This is a genomic window from Agathobaculum sp. Marseille-P7918 (genome assembly GCF_900625105.1).
Classification (GTDB): Bacteria; Bacillota; Clostridia; order Oscillospirales; family Butyricicoccaceae; genus Agathobaculum.
The window spans coordinates 1-23,439 of the sequence record NZ_UYYD01000006.1 but is presented as its reverse complement, the minus strand read 5'-3'; the positions used below and the strand labels follow the sequence as shown (position 1 = coordinate 23,439).

The following is a 23,439-nucleotide window of genomic DNA, read 5'->3' as shown; positions in this document are numbered from 1 at the left end:
TGTTACTGTTTTGTTGTCGATCTGTTTCCGATCTGTAACCTATGATACTTTACATTCGTGGATTTGTCAAACGCTTTTTTGCATTTTTGTTCAATCTGCATAATTGTTTTTCCTTATCCGTAGAATATCTGTATAGAGCTATGAAAAAAACGGTCGATTTTTACGCCTCGCAACTCGTTTGTGCACAAGGAACGGTTACAAAATGACATTTTTCGATGTCGGGTGGGGAAGGGCGAAACGCGTTTTGTGTAACCAAAGCAGTGGGTGGGGAAGACAAACCCAATGCGGTATAAGCGGACGGCCGCGGGAGAATACTATATTATATAGGTGTGGTGCTGTGGGTACTGTTTGCTGTCTTGCAAAAAAACTTTACACCGCATGGGGAATATGGTATCATTAATCTAAGTGTTTGCAGCCTGCGCGGGGATGCGCCGCCTGAGACGGTGAGACCGGACTGCAACGCAGAGATAGAATTGTGAAAAAAGACGGACGAACGGGATGGCAGGTCTGTCTTGGAAAAATGCAGGGAGAATCCTGCGTCATTGTTTACATGGACCAAATCTGATGAATAAAGGAAAGTGATAAAACCATTATGAAAGAAAAACTGAAGATTATACCGCTCGGTGGTCTCAACGAGATCGGCAAGAACATGACCGTGATCGAGTACGGAAACGATATTGTTGTGATCGACTGCGGCGTTGCGTTCCCGGACGACGACATGCTGGGCGTGGATCTGGTCATTCCGGATACCACCTACCTCAAGCGCAACCTCAACAAACTGCGCGGCTATGTCATCACGCACGGCCATGAGGACCACATTGGTGCGATTCCGTATGTGCTGCGCGAATGCAATGCGCCGATCTATGCCACGCGGCTGACGTGCGGCATCATCGAAACCAAGCTGAGCGAGCATAAAATGCCGCACAAGGTCAAGCTCAACCGTGTACGCGCGGGCGATACGATCAAGCTGGGCGGTCTCAAGATCGAGTTTATCCACACCAACCACTCGATCGCGGACTCGGTGGCGATCGCCATCACCACACCGCTTGGCACGATCCTGCACACGGGCGACTTCAAGATCGACCTGACGCCGGTTTCGGGCGAAATGATCGATCTGGTCCGCATCGGTGAGCTGGGCAAGAAGGGAATCCTTGCGCTGATGAGCGACTCGACCAATGTCGAGCGGCCGGGCTATACGCCGAGCGAAAAGATCGTCGGCAAATCGCTGGAGAAGTTCATCATGGAAAGCGACCAGCGCATCATCATCGCCACCTTCGCCTCCAACGTGTCGCGTTTGCAGCAGATTCTGGATATCGCTGCCAAGGCAGGGCGTAAGGTCGCAGTCTGCGGCCGCAGCATGGAGAAGATCTCCAAAGTGGCGGGCGAACTGGGCTATCTTAAAGATCCCGGCAAGGTGATGATCGATATTTCCGAGATCAAGCGCTATGCGCGCAGCCAGCTGATCATTGTATCCACCGGTTCGCAGGGCGAGACCATGTCCGCGCTGTACCGCATGGCCTACGGCAGCCACAAGCAGGTCGAGGTCAATGCGGGTGACCGCATCTTGATCGCCGCTTCTGCCATCCCCGGCAACGAGAAGTCGATCAACAATATGGTCAATGAGCTGTATAAGCAGGGCGCGGAGGTCATTTACGACCGCTCTGCTGCCATCCATGTATCCGGCCATGCTTGTCAGGAGGACCTCAAGCTCATGCTGGGCCTGTGCAAGCCGAAATACTTCATTCCGGTGCACGGCGAATACCGTATGCTGATGCGGCACGCGGGTCTGGCGCGCGAAATGGGCGTCAATCCGAAAAATGTGCTGATTACGGAAATCGGCCGTCCGGTCGAGATCAGCGAAAATTCCGCCCGTCTGGGCAATCCGGTGCCGTCCGGCCGCCTGCTGGTCGATGGCCTGGGCATCGGCGACGTCGGCACCGCGGTGCTGCGTGATAGAAAGCATTTGTCTGAGGACGGTCTGCTGGTCATCGTGGTCACGGTGGACGCGACCACGGGCGTGGTCATCGCCGGTCCGGATATTGTCTCTCGCGGCTTTGTGTATGTCAAGGAAGCCGAAGCGCTCATGGAAGAGCTGCGCAATATTTCACAGATGGCGCTCGACCGCTGCGCAGTGGAAAACCTGCGCGACTGGAACAGCCTCAAGTCTGCCATCAAGGGCGATGTGAGCGATTATCTGTTCAAAAAGACCAAGCGCAGCCCGATGGTGCTGCCGATCATCATGGAAATCTGAGGATCAAAAAAACAGCCGCAAAAGCGGCTGTTTTTTTATGCACTGCCCAGCCCGGCTTTGACGGCGGCGCGCGCATCTGCTATACTGGCCTTATACAGAACAAGGGAGGCGCGGTACATGCAGGCAAAACGGGTATGGGCGATGTATTGGAGCGCAACGGATACCACCAAACGGGTGGTGACCGCGGTTGCGCAGCAGGCGGCGCAGGCGCTGGCGGTGCCGCTGAAGGAATATGATTTCACCTTGCCGCAGGCGCGGCAGGGCGCGCCGGATTTCACGGCAGATGATTTGGTGGTGTTCGGCACGCCGACCTATGCGGGGCGCGTGCCCAATGTGCTGCTTAAATACCTCGCGACGGTCGAGGGACACGGCGCGGCAGCCGTGCCGGTCGTGACGTTCGGCAACCGCGCGTTTGACGATTCGCTCATCGAGCTGCGCGATATCTTGTCGGACAACGGCTTTGTGCCGTTTGCCGCGGCGGCCTTTGTCGGCGAGCACTCGTTTTCCACGACGCTTGCCGCCGGGCGGCCGGATGCGGACGATCTGGACAAGGCGGCACAGTTCGGGCGCGAGATTGCCGCGCGCGCCGCAGAGATTACTGCGGATACGCAGCCGATTACCGTTCCCGGCCGCGGGCGTGACGAGCGGACGTACTATCAGCCGCGCGACCGCGCGGGCAACTCCATCGACATCCGCAAGGTCAAGCCCAAGACGAGTGAGGCGTGCGACGATTGCGGCCTGTGTGCAAAACTCTGCCCGATGGGCTCAATCAATCCGGAAAACGTGCGGGAGTTTACCGGCATCTGCATCAAATGCGGGGCATGCGTCAAAAAGTGTCCCAAGGGCGCGAAATACTACGATGACCCCGGCTACTTATATCATAAATCCGAACTCGAGGAAGGGTACCGCCGCCGCGCGGCGGTCAGCCTGTTCCTGTGAGCCGAGAAAAAGGCTGACGCAGTCGCGTCAGCCTTTATACATGCCGATTTTTTGCAGGTCGGCGATCACGTCCGGCACGGTCATGCCTGCGATCTCCAGCCGCTGGGCTTCGCCGGGGTGCTTTTCGGAAAAGGTGTCCCACGCGGTGACGATTTCGTCCGTGCGCGGCACTTCAAAGCGGGCCAGCAGCTTTTCCACACGGCGGATGTCCGGGCTGTAAATGGACAGCACCTTATACTTCTGCACAAACAGCTCTTCCTCGGTGGCGAGCGAGCCGATGGCAAAGGCGGACAGGCCGTCCTGCAGCAGCAGCTCGCCGTAGCCGTCCAGAATCATGGTCAGCTGCTTTTTGGTCATGTTGTCCAGATACCAGACCTCGTCTTGCTCCGCGTCCGGATGGATCGCGAGGAACAGCGGTTCGGTCAGCGACGCGTAAAAGGCGTGGATGAAGTCGGACAGCTTTTCAAAGCTCAGGTTGCAGGTGATGGTGTCGCCGTCGAGCTGGTACTGTTCGCGCAGCTGGTCCGGAAACGGGACGGTGACGCCTGCGGCGGTTTGAAACATAGGGGATACTCCTTACATTATATAATATAGTGTCGAATGATATCAGAATCGAATGCTGATCTCGCCGCTCGACAGCGTGCGGATCTGTCCGGCCGCGTCGCGCACGAGCAGGAAGCCGTTTCCGTCCAAACCGACGCAGTCGGCCGAATAGGTTTCCGCGGGGCTGATCACGCGGACCGGCTTGCCAAGGCAGCACAGACGGCTGCGGTATTGGCTTAGTAATTCGTCCGCGCGGTCCTGCTCGAGCAGGGAGTAGGCGCGTTCGAACTGGCTCAGCACGGCGGCGGCGATCTCGGCGCGGCGCGGGGTGCGGCCGAACTCACTGAGCGCACCGGCAATCGCGCGGACGTCCTCGGGCCACGCGGGATTGGGCCGCAAATTGACGCCAATGCCGACCAGCAGCGAGCTGACCGTGCCGCTTTCGCCTTCGATGGTCGCTTCGGTCAGGATGCCGCTGAGCTTGCGTCCCTCGTGCAGCACATCGTTGACCCATTTGATTTCCGGGGAGAAGCCTGCGGTCTGCGTGACCGCTTGGGCCACAGCGACCGCTGCCGCGATGGTTGCCAGCTGAATATGGCCGATGGGCAGGCTGGGATGCAGCAGGATGGTCTCGTAGACGCCGGTGTCGGCGGGCGAGACAAAGGTGCGGCCCAGACGGCCGCGCCCGCCGGTCTGCTCTTCGGCCAGCAGGACAAAGCCGTGCGGCCGATCGAGATAGCGTTCCTTGATGACTGTGTTGGTCGAACTCAGGCTGGGCAGGACGACCATGTCGCGGCCGACAAACCGCGTATCCAGCAGCGCCTGTACACCGGCAGCCGTCAGGCTGTCGTCCTCGGGCGCGAGCCGGTATCCTTCGCCGGGCACGCCGTCGATCGCCATGCCGCTTGCGCGCAGCGCGCCGATGGCTTTGTGCACCGCGGCGCGCGATACGCCCAGCTGCTGTGCCAGCTGTCCGCCGGACAGCCGCTTGCCGCGCGCCTGCTCGAGTGCCTGTAATACCGCGTCCTTGACCGCCATCGTACCTGCCTCCTTGAAGAACAATAATACTATTGTAAACGAAAGCGGGAAATAGTACAATAGTTTCGGAAAAATCTTAGGGCATGAGAGGATAAAACGGCTTGAAAAGCAAGAGTGAAATCGTAAAAGCGCTGGGCAAGACCGGCGAGGAACGTTTGCTGCTGGCTGGGCTGCTGGACAAGGAGCAGACCTGCATGACGCGTGGCTATTTGACGCATACCAAGTTTCTGAGCATGGGGGAGCGTGCGCTGTGTGCGGACGCGGTGCGGCTGTGCGGCGCGACCGGGCATGCGCTGTTCTGGGGCGGGTATGAAGATGCCGAGCGGGGCATCTATCTGTTTTACCCGGACTATCTGGATGCGGAAAGCGCCAAGCAGGCGGCGCCGCTGGCGCTGCTGCGCGCGCACAAGAGCAAGGAGGATACGCTGACTCACCGGGACTATCTGGGCGCGCTGATGGGGCTGCAGATCGACCGGTCGGTCGTGGGCGATATTCTGGTGCACGACGAGGGCGCGGATATTCTGGTGCTCGAGGACATGGCGGAGTTTATCCTGCTGCATTTTGCCAAAGCGGGACGCAAGCAGCTGTCGCTGACGCGGGAGCCGCTCGAGGCGCTGCGCTTCGCACCGGCCAAGGAAACGGCCGGGAGCGGTTCGGTGGCCTCGCCGCGGCTGGACAGCGTGATCGCGCTGGTGTTCGGCCTGTCCCGCAAGCATGCGCAGGAGCGCATCGAAAAGGGGCTGGTGTTCGTCAATCAGGCGTCCTGCCTCAAGCCCGAACGGCTGATCGAAGAGGGGGATAAGCTGACGGTGCGCGGTTTGGGCCGCGCGCGGATCACTGCGTTCGGCGGAACAAGCAAAAAAGGACGGCTGTTTCTGGAATTTGTTAAAAACGCATGAAAAGAATGGTGGTTGTCAATTTGAATTGTGTATGGTATACTATTGACAGCATCAATAAGGGGTTGTATGGATATGAAAAAACGGCTGTTATCCGCTTTGCTGTGCATGGTCATGCTGATGACGATGCTTCCGTTCGCCTCGGCCGCGTCTGATCTGGACGGGCATTGGGCGAAAAAGTACATCGAGTACCTCGATCAGGAGGGCGTGATCAATCCCAGCGCGACAACCGGAAAATATGAGCCGGACCGCGATATGACGCGGGCGGAATTCATGCGATACATCAACCGTGCGTTCCATTTTACCGAAAAGGCGACGATCTCTTACAGCGACGTCAAGTCTAACGCATGGTATTATGAAACCATTCAGATTGCAGCCAAGTACGGTTACATCAACGGTGTGGGAAACAACAAGATGGACCCGGAAGGCAAAGTGACGCGCGAACAGGCCGCGGTCATCATCGGCCGTCTATTCAAGGCGGACCCCGGCAACATTTCGCCCTCCGACCTGCCGTTTACCGACCGCAACGAGGTGTCCGGATGGAGCGCAGGCTACATCAAGGCTGCTGCGGACAAGGGCTTCCTGGCAGGCTATACGGACGGTTCGTTCCAGCCGGACCGCGTGGTAACGCGCGGCGAAGTAGCGAAAATCCTGTACTATTATATGGGTACATCCCTGTCTGTGTCCGGTAAGGCATATACGGGCGCGGATCTCAAAACCGATACCACCAACGTGACGATTTCGGAAAGCTGCACGCTGTCCGACGCGACGGTCGAGGGCGATCTGTACATCACGGAAGGTCTGGGATCGGACGCGGTGACTCTGACCAATGTCACGGTCAAGGGTTCTATCATCGTGTCCGGCGGTACGGTGACAATGATGAATACGTCGAGCGATCACATGATCGTGTCGTCACCCATGGGGCGCCTGCTGCAGGTCACTGCAACGGGCGCTGCTCGCATCGGGCAGACCGAAGTGCAGTCCGCGGCGACGTTATATGAAAAAGCGCTGACCTCCGCGGAGGATGACGGGTTTGCCAATGTGGTCGTCAACGGCAGCGAGCGCGTTTCGCTGACGCTGGACGCGGATGTGGAGGAGCTGACGCTTGCCGGCGAGTCCACGGTCAGCACGACGGCCGGCACCCAGATCTATCATATGACCGTGCAGAAAGCGGCGTCGGTCACGGGGTACGGTTCGGTCTATCAGGCGGATATCCAGACGGACGGCGTCAGCTTTGCCAGCAGCGTGACCGTGTCCGGTTATACGCTGGCAAGCGGTGTGTCGGCAACCATCGGCGGACAGACGGTGACCGATTCCAATTCTGCCGGCGTGGTGCCCAAGAGTATTTCGGTGGATCTGGCCAATCCGTCCGCGCTGGGAACCGGTGTGACGGTCAGCGTGCCGGCCGGCGTGACGGTTTCGTCCGTCACCTGCGGCGGCAAGACGCTTTCCGCTTCTGCGGAGTACACCAAGACCGCCTCCGGCATCATCCTTTCGCCGTCTTATCTGACCTCGCTGTCCAAAGGAAATTATACGATTTCGCTGACCCTGTCCAACGGCAAGCGGGAGAGCATTGCCCTTTCGGTGACCGATTCGGCATCGGATGTGCAGGTGCAGACCGTTTCGTTTGACCGGTATTACCGTTCCGCGGGCTTTGCGGATGTGCGCGTCAAGCTGGACGGCGTCACGGCGGAGAGCGATATCCTGAACGTGGTGCTGGGCTTCTCGCAGGTCGATTTTTCGTTCGACAGTGCCAACCGCTCGCTGGTGTTGCGCCGCGGCGTGCTGGCGCAGCTGCGCGCGGGCACTTATACGGTCTCGGCGGATCTGAAAAACGGCAAGGTCAGCACCTTTAACCTGACCGTGACGGATTCCACACCGTCCGGCGTGCAGACCGAGGTGGCCGAGTATAATACTTTCGCGCCGGTGGAGGCGAGCATTTCGCTGCCGCTGACCAGCCTGACGATTCAAAGTGTAATCGCTTCCAGGGGCGGTGAGACGACGGCATTGCAGGCGGGAGAGGATTACACCACCGCGACCCACACGCTGACCCTGACCAAGACGGCGCTTGAGAAGTTCCGTCAGACGGGCGGCTTGGTTGAGTTTACCATCACGATGAGCGATGGGCAGGTTTTCATCCTTGTGGTGGACTATATTTAATGAGGCAATAGAAAAAAGGCGGCGCCTGCGGGCGCCGCCTTTTTGATTTGTGTGATTATCGTTCGCACTTCCAGAAGAAAGCCGAATAGGGGGGCAGCTCGCTGCCGCCGCCGAAGTCGTGCAGCTTGCCGGTAATGAGGTCAACGGCCTGCCCGCATTTGGCGTCAAAATGTGCCACATAGGGCTGGTCGTCGATGTTGACCGCGATCAGCACGCGCTCGCCCTCGGCAATGCGCTCCCAGATGCACTGCTTATTGGTCAGCACGACCTGCTTGAAGTCGCCGTAGCACAGCGCCTTGCTCTCGCGGTGCGCCTTGGCCAGCGCCGCGATCCAGTCGGTCAGATCGTTCCACTCGGGCTGGTCGAACGAGGGACGCAGCGCGTCGTCGCCCTGATGCTTTTCGCCCTTGGCGCCCCATTCGCTGCCGTAATAGACGCAGGGGATGCCCGGCATGCCGAATTGCAGCGCATAAACCAGTGGCAGGTGCTTGGGGTTCTGCAAAATGGACGCGATGCGGGTGACGTCATGGTTGTCCACAAAGTCCAGCAGATGCTTGCCGCGGTACAGCGTCCAGTTTTCCGGGCCGAACTGACGCAGCAGCGAATGCGTGATCTCGAACAGGTTCAGGCTGTTCATCGAGGAATACAGGCCTTTATAGCACTCATAGTTGGTGCAGGAATGCAGCATCTGGTCGCCGACGAACTGGTTGTAATCGCCGTGCAGCAGCTCGCCGACGAGGAAGAAGTCGCGGCCGAAGCTGTCGCAGAAGGCTCGCAGCTGGCGGATGAAGTCCTTGTCCAGACAGTAGGCTACGTCCAGACGCAGGCCGTCGATGTCAAACTCCTCGACCCACAGGCGGATGCAGTCGAAAATGTGCTGCACAACCGCGGGGTTTTTCAGGTTGAGCTTGACCAGCTCGTAATGGCCTTCCCAGCCTTCGTACCAGAAGCCGTCGTTATAGTTGGAGTTGCCCTCGAAGGAGATGTGGAACCAGTCCTTGTAGGGGGAATCCCATTTCTTTTCCTGCACATCGCGGAATGCCCAGAAGCCGCGGCCGACGTGGTTGAACACACCGTCGAGCACGACCTTGATGCCGTTTTCATGCAGGGTCTGGCAGACAGCAGCGAAATCCTTGTTGGTGCCCAGACGGCAGTCGATCTTGCGGAAGTCACGCGTGTCGTAGCCGTGGCTGTCGGATTCAAAGATCGGGGAGAAATAGACCGCGTTGCAGCCGAGTTTTGCAATATGCTCGGCCCAGTCCGCTACCTTGCGGATGCGCGGGACGGTGATGCCGTCGTTGACACGCGGCGCACCGCAGAACCCGATCGGGTAAATTTGGTAAAATACACTTTCATAAGCCCACATGGTAATTGCCCCTTTACAATTAGAGTCCACTACCAGTATACTATGATTTGAGGAAAATACAAGCACATGTGAAAATATTGGTTTTTATCCGGAAAAAACACTTGCAAAGCGCAAGGGATTGTGGTATTATATTTCGGTAACACGGGCATTCCTCTGCTTATTTGTAGGGAAAATAGGGCAAGAATGTCTAAGACGAAAGGATGACAGAAAGATGGATCTGGTCAAAGTACTGTCCGAGCAGCAGCTCAAGAGCGACCTGCCGGAGCTCAAGATCGGTGATACCGTAAAGGTACACGCGAAGATCAAGGAAGGCAACCGCGAGCGTATTCAGATTTTCGAGGGCATTATCATTGCCAAGAAGCACGCCGGCGTTAACCAGACGGTTACCGTTCGCCGTATTTCTTACGGCGTAGGCGTTGAGAAGACGTTCCCGGTACACTCCCCGAACGTAGCAAAGTTCGAGGTTGTGCGCAGCGGTAAGGTTCGCCGCGCCAAGCTGTACTACCTGCGCGGCCGCGTAGGCAAGGCTGCCAAGGTTGCCGAGAAGGTTTGATCTTTTTACAACCGAACAACAAAAACGGGGAGCGTCAGCTCCCCGTTTTTGCATCTGTACGTTTTTGGTCTTGCGCGGAGGGGAATATGCCGCTATAATAAAACCGTATGTTTATCTTTTTGGAGGAATCATCATGCAGCAGGTACAGACCGAGGAGAAAAAGAGAGCTGAGGGGCGTTTTTCCAGCGAGCTGTTCAGCTGGGGCGAATCCCTGATGGCTGTGCTGATATTTTTTGTTGTGGTATTCACCTTTTTCGTGCGCCTGATCGGGGTGGACGGCACGTCCATGTATCCGACCTTGCAGGATCACAGCATCATGCTGGTCAGCAATCTGGGCTACACGCCGGAAAAGGGCGATATTGTTATTGTGCGCAAGGAAGGCTTTTACAGCGACCAGCCGATCGTTAAGCGCGTGATCGCGACCGGCGGCGACACGGTGGATATCGACCCGGTGACGGGCGACGTGATCGTCAACGGCGAGGTGCTCGATGAGCCGTATATTTTGGAGAAGATCAACACGCTTGAGCGCATGGGCGATCTGAGTTATCCGCAGACCGTGCCGGAAGGCTGCATTTATGTGCTGGGCGACAACCGCAACGGCTCGACCGATAGCCGGTGGTCCAGCCTCGGCATGGTGGATGAGCGTTATGTCCTGGGACATGTGCTCAGCGTGGTTTTCCCGTTTAGTGAGTTTGGATCGGTAGCGTGATAAGATGAATATTCAATGGTATCCCGGCCATATGACAAAAACCCGCCGGCAGATGGCGGAATATATCAAACAGGTGGACGCGGTGTGCGAGGTCGTGGACGCGCGCATCCCGCAGGTGTCGCGCAATCCGGATATGGACGACATCGCCGCGGGTAAACCGCGTCTGATGATCCTCAACCGGATCGATCTGGCTGACCCGGAAAAGACTGCGGCGTGGGTCAAACACTTCCGTGCGCAGGGGATGGCGGTCATCGAGACCGACAGCCGCAAGGGGCAGGGCACACAGGCGTTTGCAAACGCGGTGCGCTCGCTGCTGGCGGATAAGATTGCACAGTGGAACGAAAAGGGCCTGGTCGGCAAGGCGGTGCGCGTGATGGTCGTGGGCATTCCCAATGTCGGCAAATCGACCTTTATCAACCGCATTCTCGGCCGCAAATCCGCCAAGGCGGCGGACAAACCGGGCGTGACGCGCGGCAGCCAGTGGTTCCGCGTGGAAGGTGGCATCGACCTGCTGGACACGCCGGGCATTCTGTGGCCCAAGTTTGACGATGAGCGCGTGGGCATCCTGCTGGCCTGCACGGGTGCGATCCGCGATGATATTCTGGATGTGGAAACGCTGGGCTGCAAGCTGATGGAGCTGCTGGCCGTGCAGGCGCCGCAGACCATCCGCGAGCGGTATGGCGTGACGGTACCGGAGCAAAGCGATTTCCCGGGCTATGATATGCTGATGCAGGCCGGACGGCGGCGCGGTTTCCTGCTGCGCGGCGGCGAGATCGACACCGAGCGCATGGCGCGCATCCTGCTCGACGAGTTCCGCGGCGGTGTGTTGGGGCGCATCACGCTGGAGACGCCGGAGGAGTATCCGCAATGACATGGGAATTTGAAGAGAAAGCGTGGGCGCAGGGCTATTCTGCCGTGTGCGGTGTGGATGAAGCCGGGCGCGGTCCAATTGCGGGGCCGGTGTGCGCGGCAGCGGTCATCCTGCCGGCCGGCATTGTGATCGAGGGCCTGAACGATTCCAAAAAGCTTTCGGAAAAAAAGCGCGAAGCGCTATTTGACGAGATCACCGAGAACGCGATTGCGTGGTCGGTGTCGCTGGTGGACGAAAAGGTGATCGACGAGATCAACATTTTGCAGGCGACCTACCGCGCCATGCAGCAGGCGGTTGAGGGACTGCCGCACCCGGCGGATTTCGTCTATGTGGACGGCAACCGGTCGGAAGGGCTGCATCTGCCGTATGAATGTGTGGTGTCGGGCGATGCGCGCATCCCGAGCGTTGCGGCGGCGTCCATTGTGGCCAAGGTGACGCGTGACCGGCTGATGCGCCGTTTTGCCGAGCGCTATCCGGTTTACGGGTTTGAAAAGCATAAGGGCTACGAGACGCGCGCCCATGACGAGGCGCTGCTCGCGCATGGACCGTGTCCGATCCACCGGCGCACGTTTCTCAAGAAATTTTACCAAAAACATCCTGAGGCGCCGCGATGAACGGCGCGTGGGGGGAGAACGCGGCGCGGATCTACTTGGAGCGCAAGGGATACCGCACGCGGGAAACCAATTTTCGCACCCGGTTCGGGGAGATCGACATCATCGCCGAACACGGGGAATATATTGTTTTCGTCGAGGTCAAGACGCGCAAAAACGACCGTTTTGCACCGGCGCGCGCGTTTGTCACGCCGGCAAAGCAGCAGCGCATCACGGCGACAGCCGCGCTCTGGCTGCGGCAGCATCCAACCGGCAAGCAGCCGCGCTTTGACGTGGTCGAGGTCTACGGCGAACAGGGCGCGGCACAAGCGCCGCGCATTTGCCATCTGGAAAACGCGTTTGGAGGGTGAGAATGAAGCTGTTTGATTTGCACTGCGACACCCTGTATGAATGCTGTGAAACCGGCAAGCTTCTGCGGGAGAACGACCTGCATGTCAATTACGCCGCGGCGCAGCAATACCAACACTACGCGCAGTTTTTTGCCCTGTTTTGCGGGGCGCGCGCACCGAGTCAGGCGCAGGCGCGCGGGCGGGACTGTCTGCTGGACACGCCGGCGGACAAACGGCTCGATCGTATGCTGCAAACCGCGTTCCGCGAGTTTGAAGCCAATGCCGACTGGCTGATGTTCTGCCGCTCGGCCGCGGACCTGCAAGCGGCAGCGGATGCGGGCAAGGCGGCGGCCTTCCTGTCGATCGAAGGGGCGGAGCTGCTGCCCGACCGGCCGGACGCGCTGGATGTCGCTTATGATGCAGGCGTGCGGCTGATTACGCTCACTTGGAATTACCGCAGCCGCTTCGGCTGCTCTTCCGCGATCGATCAGGACGAGGGCTTGACCGAGGCGGGCAAACAGCTGGTGCGCGACTGCGCCGATCGGGGAATCATCGTAGACGTGTCCCACTTGTCCGACCGTGGGTTCTGGGACGTATGCGAGACGATGGACGGCCCGTTTGTCGCCTCGCACAGCGACAGCCGTGCGCTTTGCCGCAATTCGCGCAACCTGACCGATCCGCAGTTTGCCGAGATCGTGCGGCGGGGCGGGCTGGTCGGCGTCAATCTGTATACCCCGTTTCTGGTGCGGCAGAGCGACTCGGTGCTCGACGACGCGATCGACCACATCGAGCGCTTCCTCGGCATGTACGGCGAAAAAGCCGTGGCGCTCGGCTGCGATTTCGACGGCTGCGACCAGCTGCCCGTGGGCATTGACGGTCTGGGCGATATGGATAAGCTCGCCAACCGCATGCTGGCGCTGGGATACCGGCAGGACGTGGTCGATGGACTGTTTTATCAAAATGCCTATGCGTTTTTACAAAAAATGCTGTAAATACCATCAAATACGGCGGAGGTTAAATCAATGGAGTATGTAAGCACAAGGGATAAGTCCCGCAAGGTTTCGGCGGCCTATGCGATCGCAAACGGCATCGCGCCGGACGGCGGCCTGTATTGCCCGACGGAATTCCCCACGCTGACGGCGGAGGACTGGCACGCGCTGGCGAATCTGGACTACAAGGGCCGCTCGGCGCGCATCCTCGGCAAGTTCCTGACCGATTTTTCGGGCGAGGAGCTGGCGCAGTATGCGGCAAAGGCGTATGCGGACGAAAAGTTCGGCGGCAAGGACACGGCGCCGGTTGTTTCGCTCGGCGAGGGTAAGCATATGCTCGAGCTGTGGCACGGCCCGACCTGTGCGTTCAAGGACATGGCGCTGCAGATGCTGCCGCACCTGCTGACCGCTTCGCTGCGCAAGACCGGCGAGACGCGCACGGCCTGCATCCTGGTCGCGACCTCGGGCGACACCGGCAAGGCGGCGCTCGACGGCTTCCACGACGTGGAAGGCACCAAGATCATGGTGTATTACCCGGTGGACGGCGTATCGCCCATGCAGAAGCTGCAAATGGTCACGCAGGAAGGCGCAAATGTTGAAGTCGTTGCCATTCACGGCAACTTTGACGACGCGCAGAGCGCGGTCAAGCGCATTTTCACCGATGAGGAGACCCGCGCAAAGCTCGACCGTGACGGCATGATGCTGTCCTCGGCCAACTCGATCAACTGGGGCCGCCTCGCGCCGCAGATCGCCTATTACGTTTCGGCTTACTGCGATATGGTCAAGTCCGGCGCGGTCAAGATGGGCGAAAAAATCAACATCTGCGTGCCGACCGGCAATTTCGGCAACATCCTCGCGGCTTACATTGCGGGCCGCATGGGCCTGCCGGTGAACAAGTTCATCTGTGCGTCCAACCGCAACAACGTGCTGACCGACTTTTTCAAGAAGGACGGCGTTTACGATAAAAACCGCGCGTTCTACACCACCACTTCGCCCTCGATGGATATCCTGATCTCGTCCAACCTGGAGCGCCTGCTGTTTTTCGCCTCGGACTTTGACGACAAACTCGTGGGCGACCTGATGCAGCGCCTGACCAAGGACGGCAAGTATCAGGCGCCGGCGTCGGTATTTGAAACGATCGCGGCGGATTTTGATGCGGGCTGCTGCGACGACGAGCAGGCCGCGCAGACCATCCGCGCGCTGTGGGAGAACGAGCACTACCTGTGCGATACGCACACGGCGGTTGCGGTGCGCGTGTATGAGGATTACCGCGCACGCACGGGCGACCAGACGCCGACCGTGATCGCGTCCACGGCGTCGCCGTTCAAGTTCTGCCGCTCGGTCATCGAAGCGCTCGGCGGCACGCTCGAAAAGGACGACGTGACCCAGCTGGACGTGCTGACGAAGCTGACCGGTGTGCCGGCGCCCGCGCCGCTGGCGGCACTTGCGGGCAAGCAGCCGCGCTTTGACCGCGTGGTGGACAAGTCCGAGATCCTGCAAACCGTTGAGCTGCTGAAGGATCTGTAAGCATGGCACTGTATACGCTGGCCGACCTGCACCTGGCGACGGGCGTGCAAAAGCCGATGGATATTTTCGGCGGACGATGGCAGGGCTACACGGAAAAGATCATCAAAAACTGGCGGGCACTCATCGGGCCGGAGGACACGGTTGTCTTGGGCGGCGATATTTCGTGGGGCATCAGCCTCGAAGAGGCCAAGGGCGATTTCGCCCTGATCGAGTCGCTGCCGGGCCGCAAGCTCATCCTCAAGGGCAACCACGACCTGTGGTGGGAAACGGCGGCGAAAATGCACCGTTTTCTGGATGAGAACGGCTTTGCCTCGGTCGATTTCCTGCACAATAACTGCTTTTTCTATGGGAACACCGCCTTGTGCGGCACGCGCGGCTGGCCATTTGAAGAGGATTTTTCCGACCCGCACAACGAAAAGATCTTCCGGCGCGAGCTGCTGCGGCTGGAAGCGTCCTTAAAGCTGGGCGCGGCGCAGCAACCCGAGGAAATCATCTGTTTTCTGCATTATCCGCCGCTTTACGCAAATTTCCGGTGCGGTCCGATGATCGAACTGATGCAAAAATACGGCGTTTCGCGCTGTATTTACGGCCATCTGCACTCGGAAAGCCTGCGCTGGGCGGTCGAAGGGGTGCGCGACGGGATCGAGTGGCGGCTGGTTTCGGGCGATCATGTGGATTTTACCCCGGTTTTTTTGAAAAAGTAGAAAAAACTATGGAAATCTGTAAAATTATCTGGTAGAATATTTTAGATACAATAGAAGTATTGAAGTAAGGAGTTTGGCAACATGGAACTGAAAAACACGGAAAAGCAGGAGCACAGCGTCATTGCTCTGACCATCGAGATCACCAAGGCGGAGTTTGAGGCTGCCAAGGACAAGGCGTTCAAGAAGACCGGCAAGAACATCACGGTTCCGGGCTTCCGCAAGGGCCATGCACCCCGCAAGATGATTGAGAAGTTGTACGGCGAAGGCGTGTTCTTTGAAGAGGCTTTCAATATCATATATCCTGAGGCTATGGAAATGGCCGTTGAGAAGTCCGGCATCAAGCCGGTCGGCCGTGCGGACGTCGATCTGGGCGATCCGGCGGAAGAGGGCGGCCTGACCATCATCGCCAAGGTTCCGGTAGAGCCGGAAGTTGAACTGGGCGAGTACAAGGGCATCGAGGTCGAGAAGGAGACCGTAAAGGTTCTCGCGGCGGATGTCAAGGCAGAGCTCAACCGTCTGGCGCAGCGCAACGCGCGCACCGAGACCGTGGACCGCAAGGCCAAGAAGAACGACACCGTAGACATCGACTTTGAGGGCTTTGTGGACGGCGTAGCGTTTGAAGGCGGCAAGGCGGAGAACTATTCGCTGACGCTGGGCTCTGGCTCGTTCATCCCGGGCTTTGAGGATCAGCTGATCGGCTGCAAGGCGGGCGACGAGAAGGACGTTGTCGTAACCTTCCCGGAGGATTACCATGCCAAGGAGCTGGCCGGCAAGGAAGCCGTGTTCAAGTGCAAGGTACACAAGGTGGAAGAGACCATCCTGCCTGAGATGGACGATGAGTTCGCAAAGGACGTTTCCGAGACCTGCGAAACCCTCGACGACCTGAAGAAGGAGATCTCCGATCGCCTGAAGAAGGAGCGTCAGGAAGCGGCTGACCATGCCTTTGAAGAGAAGGTGCTGGACGCTGTGATCGCGAACATGAAGGCGGACATCCCGCAGGCCATGATCGAGAGCCAGATCGACTCCATCGTACAGGACTTCCGTTACCGCGTACAGATGCAGGGCATGACCTTTGAGCAGTACCTGCAGATGACCGGCACCGAGCTGGGCGCGTTCCGCGCAATGTTCAAGGATCAGGCGGAGCGTCAGGTCAAGTCCCGTCTGGTACTCGAGAAGGTTGCGGAACTGGAGAATATCGCAGTTTCCGACAAGGAAATGGAAGAGGAATATGCTAAGATGGCGGAGCAGTACAACATGGACGTCGAGAAGGTCAAGTCCATCGTTGCGGCTGACGCCCTGCGCGACGATCTGAAGATCTCCAACGCGCTCGAGTTCCTCAAGAAGAATGCCAAGGCCAAGAAGGCAACCAAGAAGAAGGCGGACGAGGAAGCTGCAGAGGAGACCGCAGAATAATTCCGGCGTGAAGCAAAACCATCGTGTCCATGACCGCGATGTGACAGAGCCGCGACCGGTGTATGACGTTGATACCCTGAGAGCAAGGGAAGGTCCCGGACAAGGACGGGGCCTTCCTGCGATGGGCATGTGTCCGGCGTAAGGCGCCGGCATATGCTGCTCGATGGAAGCGATATGCTTCCATCGAGCTTTTTTGAAAGGAGTTTTCCCAAGTGAGTTTAGTCCCAATGGTCATCGAACAGACCGGCCGTGGTGAGCGTTCGTTCGATATCTATTCCCGTTTGCTCAACGACCGCATCGTGATGCTGTGCGAAGAGGTCAATGATACGACCGCGTCGCTGGTTGTGGCCCAGCTGCTCTATCTGGAAGCGCAGGACCCGGATAAGGACATTTCGCTGTATATCAACAGCCCCGGCGGTTCGGTCACGGCAGGCATGGCGATTTACGACACGATGAACTATATCAAGTGCGATGTATCGACCATCTGCATCGGTATGGCGGCCTCCATGGGCGCGTTCCTGCTGTCCTCCGGCGCGAAGGGCAAGCGCTTTGCGCTGCCCAATGCTGAGATCATGATCCATCAGCCGTCCGCCGGCACGCAGGGCCAGATCACCGATATGGCCATCCATCTCAAGCGCCTCGAGACCATCAAGAAGCGCATGAATAAGATCCTGTCGGAAAATACCGGCAAACCGGTCGAAGTGGTCACCGCCGATTGCGAGCGCGATAACTTTATGACCGCGCAGGAAGCAGCCGAGTACGGCCTGATCGACAAGGTATTCGATAAGCATTGAAGATTTGTAGGGTAGAGGTGCGAAATGCCGAATTTTGATGATGATAAGACGCTGAAATGTTCGTTTTGCGGAAAACCGCAGGGACGTGTCCGCAAGCTGATTGCGGGCCCCGGCGTGTATATCTGCGATGAGTGCATCGGCGTATGCACCAGCATTCTGGAGGACGAACTGGATTTTGCGCCGGAGGATCGGTCGGAGCAGGCGGTCATCGAGCCGGATAACCTGCCCACGCCGCAGGAACTCAAGGCGGTTTTGGATGAGTATGTCATCGGGCAGGAGCGCGCGAAAGTCGCGCTGAGCGTCGCGGTGTATAACCACTATAAGCGCATTTATCATCCGGATACCGAAGTGGAACTGCAAAAGTCCAACATCCTGATGCTTGGCCCGTCCGGTTCGGGCAAGACGCTGCTTGCGCAGACGCTTGCCAAGACCTTGCAGGTGCCGTTTGCAATTGCGGACGCCACCACCCTGACCGAAGCCGGTTATGTGGGCGAGGACGTGGAAAATATCCTGCTACGCCTGATTCAGGCGGCGGATTTTGATGTGGAGCTGGCGGAACACGGCATTATCTATGTCGATGAGATCGACAAGATCGCCCGCAAGAGCGAAAACCCCTCGATCACACGCGACGTATCGGGCGAGGGCGTGCAGCAGGCACTGCTCAAGATGCTTGAGGGCACGACGGCCAACGTGCCGCCGCAGGGCGGCCGCAAGCACCCGCATCAGGAGTTTATCCAGATCGATACGACCAACATTCTGTTCATTTGCGGCGGCGCATTTGACGGGATCGAGGGTATTATCCAGAAGCGCATCGGTAAGCGCGGCATGGGCTTCGGTTCGGAGGTCAAGAGCCAGCAGGAGGATCAGACCGACCAGCTGCTGGCGCAGATCGAGCCGCACGACTTAATGAAATACGGCTTGATTCCGGAACTGATCGGCCGTCTGCCGGCGGTGGTTTCGCTGGATACGCTGGATGAGCAGGCGCTCGTGCGCATTTTGCAGGAGCCCAAGAACGCGCTTGTCAAGCAGTATCAGACGCTGCTTGCCATGGACGGTGTGCAGCTGGAATTTGCGCCGGACGCGCTGGAAGAGGTCGCCAAGACCGCGCTGGCCCGAAAGACGGGCGCGCGAGGTCTGCGCGGCGTGCTGGAAAGCGTGATGACCGATATCATGTTCCGCATCCCGTCCGATCAGACGGTCAGCCGTGTGGTCATCACCCGGGATACGGTGACAGGGGAAGGGGAGCCGCTGATCGAGCACGGCGGGCGCGCTGCGCTCCCGGCGGGGGCTGCGCCTTCCAAAAAGAGCGAAAACCGGTCAAAACCGACAAAAAGCGCATAAGTTATGACAAAAACGTGGGGGAACCGTTGGTTTCACCCGCGTTTTTTGTCGTTTGGCGCATGCCGGCGCTTTACAAAAGATAAAAAATATACTATACTGACTCTATCTAAAATTTTTCCGCGTGTTAGGAGAGAATGTATGATGGAAACAACTGGGGCGGAGCTGAAGCGCCTGCCGGTGCTGCCGCTGCGCGGCTTGACCGCTTTCCCCCATATGATTATTCATTTTGATGTGGGGCGTATGATGTCGATTCGTGCGCTCGAAGCGTCGATGAAGAACGGCCAGATGATCTTTTTGACGGCGCAGCGCGAGCTGAAAACGGACGCGCCTTCGCCGGGCGATCTGTATCAGATGGGTACGGTTTGCATGGTGCGGCAGATTCTTCGCCTGCCGGGCGATAATATCCGCGTGCTCGTGGAAGGCCGCAGCCGTGCGCTGGCGCATCAGTTTACGGCGCCGGAAAAGGACGACGACTGCATCTATGCCGAGGTGGAAGAGCTGAGCGACTATGTCATCGGCGTGACCGAACGGCGCGCGCAGGCGCTTGTCCGCACGGCGCAGGAGCGCTTTGCGGAATATGCGCAGAACGCCAGCCGCATTTCGCAGGACGTGGAGCTGACGGTCGCTGAGGGCGGCGAGCCGGGCTGGCTGGCGGACTATATCGCGCAGAACCTGCCGGTCGAGGTGGAAGCCAAGCAGGAGATTCTCGAGGAACTCAACGTCACGCGCCGGCTGGCGATGGTCATTCGCCTGCTGGGCGAGGAGACCGAAATCCTCAAGATCGAAAACGAAATTCAGGATGAACTGAAAACTCAGATCGACAAAAACCAGCGGGAATACTATCTGCGCGAGCAGATCAAGGTGATTCAGACCGAGCTGGGCGAGCAGGATGCTGCCGCCGAGGCGGAAAGCTACCGCAAGCGCGTGCTGGACATGCACCTGCCGCAGGAGTGCGAGGACAAGCTTATCCGTGAGGTGGACCGCTTTGCCAAGCTGGGCGGCTCGACCGCGGAGCAGGGCGTGGTGCGCACCTATTTGGACACGGTGTTGGACTTGCCGTGGAACAAGAAGAGCGAAGAGCGGCTGGATCTGGCCGAAGCGCAGGCCATTCTCGACCGCGATCACTACGGCCTGAAAAAGGTCAAGGAGCGCATTATGGAATTTCTGGCGGTCAAGACATTGGCGCCCGACCTGCGCGGTCAGGTGCTCTGTCTGGTCGGCCCGCCGGGCGTGGGCAAGACTTCGATCGCCAAGTCGATTGCCGAGGCGATGGGGCGCAATTACGCGCGCATGAGCCTGGGCGGCGTGCGGGATGAAGCGGATATCCGCGGCCACCGCAAGACCTATATCGGCGCGATGCCCGGCCGCATCATCGATGCGCTGCGCCGCGCGGGCACGTCCAATCCGCTGATCCTGCTCGATGAGATCGACAAGATGGGCAACGACTTCCGCGGCGACCCGGCTTCGGCGATGCTGGAAGTGCTGGACACCGAGCAGAACGTTGCATTCCGCGATCACTATATCGAACTGCCGTTTGACCTGTCGGATGTGCTGTTTTTGACCACGGCGAACGACCTGTCCACCGTGCCGCGTCCGCTGCTCGACCGTATGGAGGTCATTGAGCTGTCCTCCTATACCGAGGAGGAAAAGCGGCAGATCGCGCTGCATCATCTGCTGCCCAAGCAGATGGCCAAGCACGGACTGCAAAAGGGACAGCTTGTCATTTCCGAAAAGACACTTGGCCTGGTGATCTCGCGGTATACGCGGGAAGCGGGTGTGCGCCGTCTGGAACAGCTGCTGGCCAAGATCTGCCGCAAGGCGGCCAAGCACATCGCGGACGGCGGACGCCGGATGACGGTGTCGGAAAAGAATTTGGAAGAATTGCTGGGCGTTGCGCCGTACAAGGACGACGTGGTCACGAAAAAGGACGAGGTCGGCATTGTCAACGGCCTTGCGTGGACGAGCGTCGGCGGCGAAATGCTCGAGGTAGAGGTTGCGGTCGTGCCCGGCACGGGCAAGATCGAGGTGACCGGCAATCTGGGCACGGTCATGCAGGAAAGCGCCAAGGCGGCGGTGACATTTGTGCGTTCGCGCGCAAGCGAGCTGTCGATCGACCCGATGTTCTACAAGGACAACGACCTGCATATCCATTTCCCGGAAGCCGCGGTGCCCAAGGATGGCCCGTCGGCGGGCGTTACCATCACGACGGCACTGGTTTCCGCGCTGACCGAAGCGCCGGTGCGCCATGATGTGGCGATGACGGGCGAGGTGACACTGCGCGGGCGCGTGCTGCCGATCGGCGGCCTGCGCGAAAAGACCATGGCGGCGTACCGCGCGGGCATCCGCACGGTGGTGATCCCGAAGGACAACGAGGCGGATTTGCAGGATATCGAGCCGGTGGTGCGCGAGAAATTGCAGTTTGTCACGGCGTCGCACATGGATACCGTGATGGAAACCGCGATTGATTTCACGCGCCGGCCCCGTAAGCGCAAAAAGTCGTCGCGGGGTTCGGTTGCGCATCAGACAGATACAGCGGCAACGGCGGTGATGCAATGATGGAAAAACAGAAACCGGTGCTCAACCTGCACAACGTGGAGTTTTTGCGCTCGGCGGTTAAGGAAAGCGATTTTCCGCGGGATGCACTGCCGCAAATCGTGTTTGCGGGCAAGTCCAATGTCGGCAAAAGCTCGGTGATCAACAAGCTGCTGGGCCGGAAAAACTTTGCGCGCGTGAGTGCGCAGCCGGGCAAGACCATCCACATCAACTACTTCCTGATCGACCGGAAAATGTATCTGGTCGATCTGCCGGGGTATGGTTATGCACGCGTCTCCAAAGCCGAACAGCAGCGGTGGGGTGCGCTGATGGAGAGCTATTTTGCCATGGATCTCCTGACGATGGGCGTGCAGATCGTGGACATTCGTCACAAGCCGACGCGGGACGATGTAACTATGGCGGATTGGTTCCGGGCTTCCGGAAAGCCGTGGGTCGTGATTGCGAACAAACTCGATAAGATCAAGAAAAGTCAGCTGGAAGCAAACCTGGCGGAAATCCGTCAGACACTGCTGCTGCCGGAAGAAGTGCCGGTGATCCCGTTTTCCGCGGAAAAAGGCAACGGACGGGACGAAATGCTTGCGCTGATGTTCGCGCATGTTGGAAAGGAAGACATCGAGTAATGGACTTTTTGCGCCGTTTTATGGCCGGCCGATATGGCAGCGATCAGCTGAACAAAGCGCTGTTGCTGCTTGGCATTATTTTGATTGTGGTTGAGTGGATCACCAGATGGCAGTGGATGGGGGTATTTATTCTCGCACTGCTTATTCTGTGCTATTTCCGCATGTTTTCCCGCAATATTCAGGCGCGCTATGCGGAAAACCAGTGGTTCCTGCGCAAATGGGGGCCGATTTCCGTCCGTCTGCACAATATGAAGCTGCGTTTTCAGGATCGAAAAACCCATCGGTACTACAAGTGCCCGCAATGTAAACAGCGTCTGCGCGTGCCGCGCGGCCGCGGGAAAATCAATATCACCTGCCCGCATTGTCATCATCAGTTTATCCGCAAAAGCTGAAGTAGAGGAATTTCATATATTTTGCATGATAAAGTATTAGAAGATACTTGCTTTTTTTCAAAAAAAAGTATAATAGAATTACAAATACGAGCAGGGGGCGATTCCAATGACCGTGGATCAGTTGATTGGTAAAATTTACAACAAGCTTAGCAAAGCGGATATTGCTGGAACGCAGGGTAAGGTAGCGGTTCAGTTCAATCTGACCGGCAAGGTTACGGGTGTGTTCTACATCGAGATCCTGAACGGTGTGCTGTCCGTTATGCCTTATGAGTATATTGACCGTGATGCCTGTGTTTCCGGTACGCTTACGAATCTGGAGAAGATCCTCAATGGTAAGCTGATTCCGCAGGTTGCAATGGCTGAGGGCAAGATCAAAGTAGAAGGAAACGTAGATAAGGTTATGGTACTGGCGGAACTGATGAAGTAAGTGTCAGTGGAATCGACATAAGATAATAGAAGCCGTCTGCTTGCAAAAGCAGGCGGCTTTTTCTCTCACAAAAAGATCAAACTTTTTTGTAAAAATATGTTGACAAAGGGCGGTGGGGGTAGTATACTAATTAAGCTGCTTCCGAGAGGGGTGGCGCGATCGAAAAAAGTTTGGAAAGAAAAGAAAAAACTTCTTGACAAACTGCTTCGAATCTGATATACTAAATAAGCTGTCACCGAGAACGGTTAAGAGCTTCGAAAAGTTCTGAAAATTCTCTGTTTCAGCAGATTGTACCTTGTAAATTAAACAACGAGAAAGCTTAACTTGGTTTTATATCAAGTGTAGTGCGAACCTGAAATTCTAAGAGTTTTTTACTCTTGGTAAATCGCTGGAAGTCGGAACTCCAGTAAAAA

The 23,439-nt window shown here is 57.9% G+C and carries 22 protein-coding genes; 19 read left to right on the top strand and 3 right to left on the bottom strand.

Annotated elements, in window-relative coordinates:
• Nucleotides 1-592: 592 nt before the first annotated feature.
• Entirely contained in the window at nt 593-2,251 is a 1,659-nt protein-coding gene (locus tag EJL02_RS09375) for a ribonuclease J (protein ID WP_125116157.1), read from the top strand.
• Nucleotides 2,252-2,368: 117 nt separating this feature from the next.
• The gene (locus EJL02_RS09370) at nt 2,369-3,190 is read left to right on the top strand and encodes an EFR1 family ferrodoxin (protein WP_125116156.1); all 822 of its coding nucleotides are present in this window, start codon (nt 2,369-2,371) and stop codon (nt 3,188-3,190) included.
• Nucleotides 3,191-3,217: 27 nt separating this feature from the next.
• Here EJL02_RS09370 and EJL02_RS09365 read toward each other — a convergent pair whose 3' ends face one another.
• Nucleotides 3,218-3,754 carry a hypothetical protein gene (locus tag EJL02_RS09365; RefSeq protein ID WP_125116155.1) on the bottom strand — a complete coding sequence of 179 codons (537 nt, stop codon included), beginning with the start codon at nt 3,752-3,754 and terminating at the stop codon, nt 3,218-3,220.
• A gap of 42 nt (nt 3,755-3,796) precedes the next feature.
• Nucleotides 3,797-4,771, bottom strand: a complete 975-nt coding sequence (locus tag EJL02_RS09360) for a biotin--[acetyl-CoA-carboxylase] ligase (protein ID WP_125116154.1) — start codon at nt 4,769-4,771, stop codon at nt 3,797-3,799.
• 101 nt (nt 4,772-4,872) lie between these two features.
• Between EJL02_RS09360 and EJL02_RS09355 the strand changes: the two genes are divergently transcribed.
• Nucleotides 4,873-5,670, top strand: coding sequence for a YlmH family RNA-binding protein (locus EJL02_RS09355; RefSeq protein WP_125116153.1), 798 nt, complete (start codon nt 4,873-4,875; stop codon nt 5,668-5,670).
• A 72-nt stretch (nt 5,671-5,742) separates the two neighbouring features.
• The gene (locus EJL02_RS09350; protein WP_164510365.1) at nt 5,743-7,827 is read left to right on the top strand and encodes an S-layer homology domain-containing protein; all 2,085 of its coding nucleotides are present in this window, start codon (nt 5,743-5,745) and stop codon (nt 7,825-7,827) included.
• A 55-nt stretch (nt 7,828-7,882) separates the two neighbouring features.
• On the opposite strand, the gene EJL02_RS09345 is transcribed toward EJL02_RS09350, so the two are convergent.
• Complete coding sequence (locus EJL02_RS09345) at nt 7,883-9,193, bottom strand: alpha-amylase family glycosyl hydrolase (protein ID WP_125116151.1); 1,311 nt, start codon at nt 9,191-9,193, stop codon at nt 7,883-7,885.
• 211 nt (nt 9,194-9,404) lie between these two features.
• Here EJL02_RS09345 and rplS point away from each other — a divergent pair, with 211 nt between their 5' ends.
• The 15 genes from rplS to EJL02_RS09270 all read left to right on the top strand — a co-directional run bounded on the left by rplS (nt 9,405) and on the right by EJL02_RS09270 (nt 23,026).
• On the top strand, nt 9,405-9,746 hold the full coding sequence (gene rplS / locus EJL02_RS09340) for a 50S ribosomal protein L19 (RefSeq protein ID WP_125116150.1): 342 nt from the start codon (nt 9,405-9,407) through the stop codon (nt 9,744-9,746).
• Between the two features lie 133 nt (nt 9,747-9,879).
• Nucleotides 9,880-10,455, top strand: coding sequence for a signal peptidase I (gene lepB, locus EJL02_RS09335; protein ID WP_125116149.1), 576 nt, complete (start codon nt 9,880-9,882; stop codon nt 10,453-10,455).
• 4 nt (nt 10,456-10,459) lie between these two features.
• A complete protein-coding gene (ylqF, locus tag EJL02_RS09330; protein WP_125116148.1) occupies nt 10,460-11,326 on the top strand; it encodes a ribosome biogenesis GTPase YlqF in 867 nt (288 codons plus the stop codon).
• Entirely contained in the window at nt 11,323-11,940 is a 618-nt protein-coding gene (locus EJL02_RS09325; protein ID WP_125116147.1) for a ribonuclease HII, read from the top strand. The genes ylqF and EJL02_RS09325 overlap by 4 nt, the downstream gene beginning before the upstream one ends.
• Nucleotides 11,937-12,287, top strand: a complete 351-nt coding sequence (locus EJL02_RS09320; protein ID WP_125116146.1) for a YraN family protein — start codon at nt 11,937-11,939, stop codon at nt 12,285-12,287. The genes EJL02_RS09325 and EJL02_RS09320 overlap by 4 nt, the downstream gene beginning before the upstream one ends.
• Before the next feature lie 2 nt (nt 12,288-12,289).
• Nucleotides 12,290-13,258: a dipeptidase gene (locus tag EJL02_RS09315; RefSeq protein ID WP_125116145.1), complete on the top strand. Its 969-nt coding sequence runs from the start codon at nt 12,290-12,292 to the stop codon at nt 13,256-13,258.
• A gap of 30 nt (nt 13,259-13,288) precedes the next feature.
• Nucleotides 13,289-14,782, top strand: coding sequence for a threonine synthase (thrC, locus tag EJL02_RS09310; protein ID WP_125116144.1), 1,494 nt, complete (start codon nt 13,289-13,291; stop codon nt 14,780-14,782).
• A 2-nt stretch (nt 14,783-14,784) separates the two neighbouring features.
• Nucleotides 14,785-15,486: a metallophosphoesterase gene (locus EJL02_RS09305; protein ID WP_125116143.1), complete on the top strand. Its 702-nt coding sequence runs from the start codon at nt 14,785-14,787 to the stop codon at nt 15,484-15,486.
• Nucleotides 15,487-15,567: 81 nt separating this feature from the next.
• Nucleotides 15,568-16,899, top strand: a complete 1,332-nt coding sequence (gene tig / locus EJL02_RS09300) for a trigger factor (protein WP_125116142.1) — start codon at nt 15,568-15,570, stop codon at nt 16,897-16,899.
• Nucleotides 16,900-17,111: 212 nt separating this feature from the next.
• Nucleotides 17,112-17,693 (top strand): ATP-dependent Clp endopeptidase proteolytic subunit ClpP, encoded by a 582-nt coding sequence (gene clpP, locus EJL02_RS09295; protein WP_125116141.1) that lies wholly within the window; start codon nt 17,112-17,114, stop codon nt 17,691-17,693.
• 24 nt (nt 17,694-17,717) lie between these two features.
• Nucleotides 17,718-19,034: an ATP-dependent Clp protease ATP-binding subunit ClpX gene (gene clpX, locus EJL02_RS09290; protein WP_125116140.1), complete on the top strand. Its 1,317-nt coding sequence runs from the start codon at nt 17,718-17,720 to the stop codon at nt 19,032-19,034.
• A 138-nt stretch (nt 19,035-19,172) separates the two neighbouring features.
• A complete protein-coding gene (gene lon / locus EJL02_RS09285; RefSeq protein WP_243114445.1) occupies nt 19,173-21,590 on the top strand; it encodes an endopeptidase La in 2,418 nt (805 codons plus the stop codon).
• Complete coding sequence (yihA, locus tag EJL02_RS09280; protein ID WP_243114444.1) at nt 21,587-22,207, top strand: ribosome biogenesis GTP-binding protein YihA/YsxC; 621 nt, start codon at nt 21,587-21,589, stop codon at nt 22,205-22,207. The genes lon and yihA overlap by 4 nt, the downstream gene beginning before the upstream one ends.
• A complete protein-coding gene (locus EJL02_RS09275) occupies nt 22,207-22,599 on the top strand; it encodes a hypothetical protein (protein WP_125116139.1) in 393 nt (130 codons plus the stop codon). The genes yihA and EJL02_RS09275 overlap by 1 nt, the downstream gene beginning before the upstream one ends.
• Before the next feature lie 106 nt (nt 22,600-22,705).
• Nucleotides 22,706-23,026: an SCP2 sterol-binding domain-containing protein gene (locus tag EJL02_RS09270; RefSeq protein WP_125116138.1), complete on the top strand. Its 321-nt coding sequence runs from the start codon at nt 22,706-22,708 to the stop codon at nt 23,024-23,026.
• Nucleotides 23,027-23,439 lie beyond the last annotated feature (413 nt).

Coding starts and splice junctions, on each gene's coding strand:
- clpX (WP_125116140.1), top strand. CDS start 17,718: ATGCCGAATTTTGATGATGATAAGACGCTGAAATGTTCGTTTTGCGGA.
- EJL02_RS09365 (WP_125116155.1), bottom strand. CDS start 3,754: ATGTTTCAAACCGCCGCAGGCGTCACCGTCCCGTTTCCGGACCAGCTG.
- EJL02_RS09350 (WP_164510365.1), top strand. CDS start 5,743: ATGAAAAAACGGCTGTTATCCGCTTTGCTGTGCATGGTCATGCTGATG.
- EJL02_RS09275 (WP_125116139.1), top strand. CDS start 22,207: ATGGACTTTTTGCGCCGTTTTATGGCCGGCCGATATGGCAGCGATCAG.
- lon (WP_243114445.1), top strand. CDS start 19,173: ATGATGGAAACAACTGGGGCGGAGCTGAAGCGCCTGCCGGTGCTGCCG.
- EJL02_RS09320 (WP_125116146.1), top strand. CDS start 11,937: ATGAACGGCGCGTGGGGGGAGAACGCGGCGCGGATCTACTTGGAGCGC.
- EJL02_RS09345 (WP_125116151.1), bottom strand. CDS start 9,193: ATGTGGGCTTATGAAAGTGTATTTTACCAAATTTACCCGATCGGGTTC.
- EJL02_RS09305 (WP_125116143.1), top strand. CDS start 14,785: ATGGCACTGTATACGCTGGCCGACCTGCACCTGGCGACGGGCGTGCAA.
- yihA (WP_243114444.1), top strand. CDS start 21,587: ATGATGGAAAAACAGAAACCGGTGCTCAACCTGCACAACGTGGAGTTT.
- EJL02_RS09270 (WP_125116138.1), top strand. CDS start 22,706: ATGACCGTGGATCAGTTGATTGGTAAAATTTACAACAAGCTTAGCAAA.
- EJL02_RS09375 (WP_125116157.1), top strand. CDS start 593: ATGAAAGAAAAACTGAAGATTATACCGCTCGGTGGTCTCAACGAGATC.
- ylqF (WP_125116148.1), top strand. CDS start 10,460: ATGAATATTCAATGGTATCCCGGCCATATGACAAAAACCCGCCGGCAG.
- rplS (WP_125116150.1), top strand. CDS start 9,405: ATGGATCTGGTCAAAGTACTGTCCGAGCAGCAGCTCAAGAGCGACCTG.
- EJL02_RS09315 (WP_125116145.1), top strand. CDS start 12,290: ATGAAGCTGTTTGATTTGCACTGCGACACCCTGTATGAATGCTGTGAA.
- tig (WP_125116142.1), top strand. CDS start 15,568: ATGGAACTGAAAAACACGGAAAAGCAGGAGCACAGCGTCATTGCTCTG.
- EJL02_RS09370 (WP_125116156.1), top strand. CDS start 2,369: ATGCAGGCAAAACGGGTATGGGCGATGTATTGGAGCGCAACGGATACC.
- thrC (WP_125116144.1), top strand. CDS start 13,289: ATGGAGTATGTAAGCACAAGGGATAAGTCCCGCAAGGTTTCGGCGGCC.
- lepB (WP_125116149.1), top strand. CDS start 9,880: ATGCAGCAGGTACAGACCGAGGAGAAAAAGAGAGCTGAGGGGCGTTTT.
- EJL02_RS09325 (WP_125116147.1), top strand. CDS start 11,323: ATGACATGGGAATTTGAAGAGAAAGCGTGGGCGCAGGGCTATTCTGCC.
- EJL02_RS09360 (WP_125116154.1), bottom strand. CDS start 4,771: ATGGCGGTCAAGGACGCGGTATTACAGGCACTCGAGCAGGCGCGCGGC.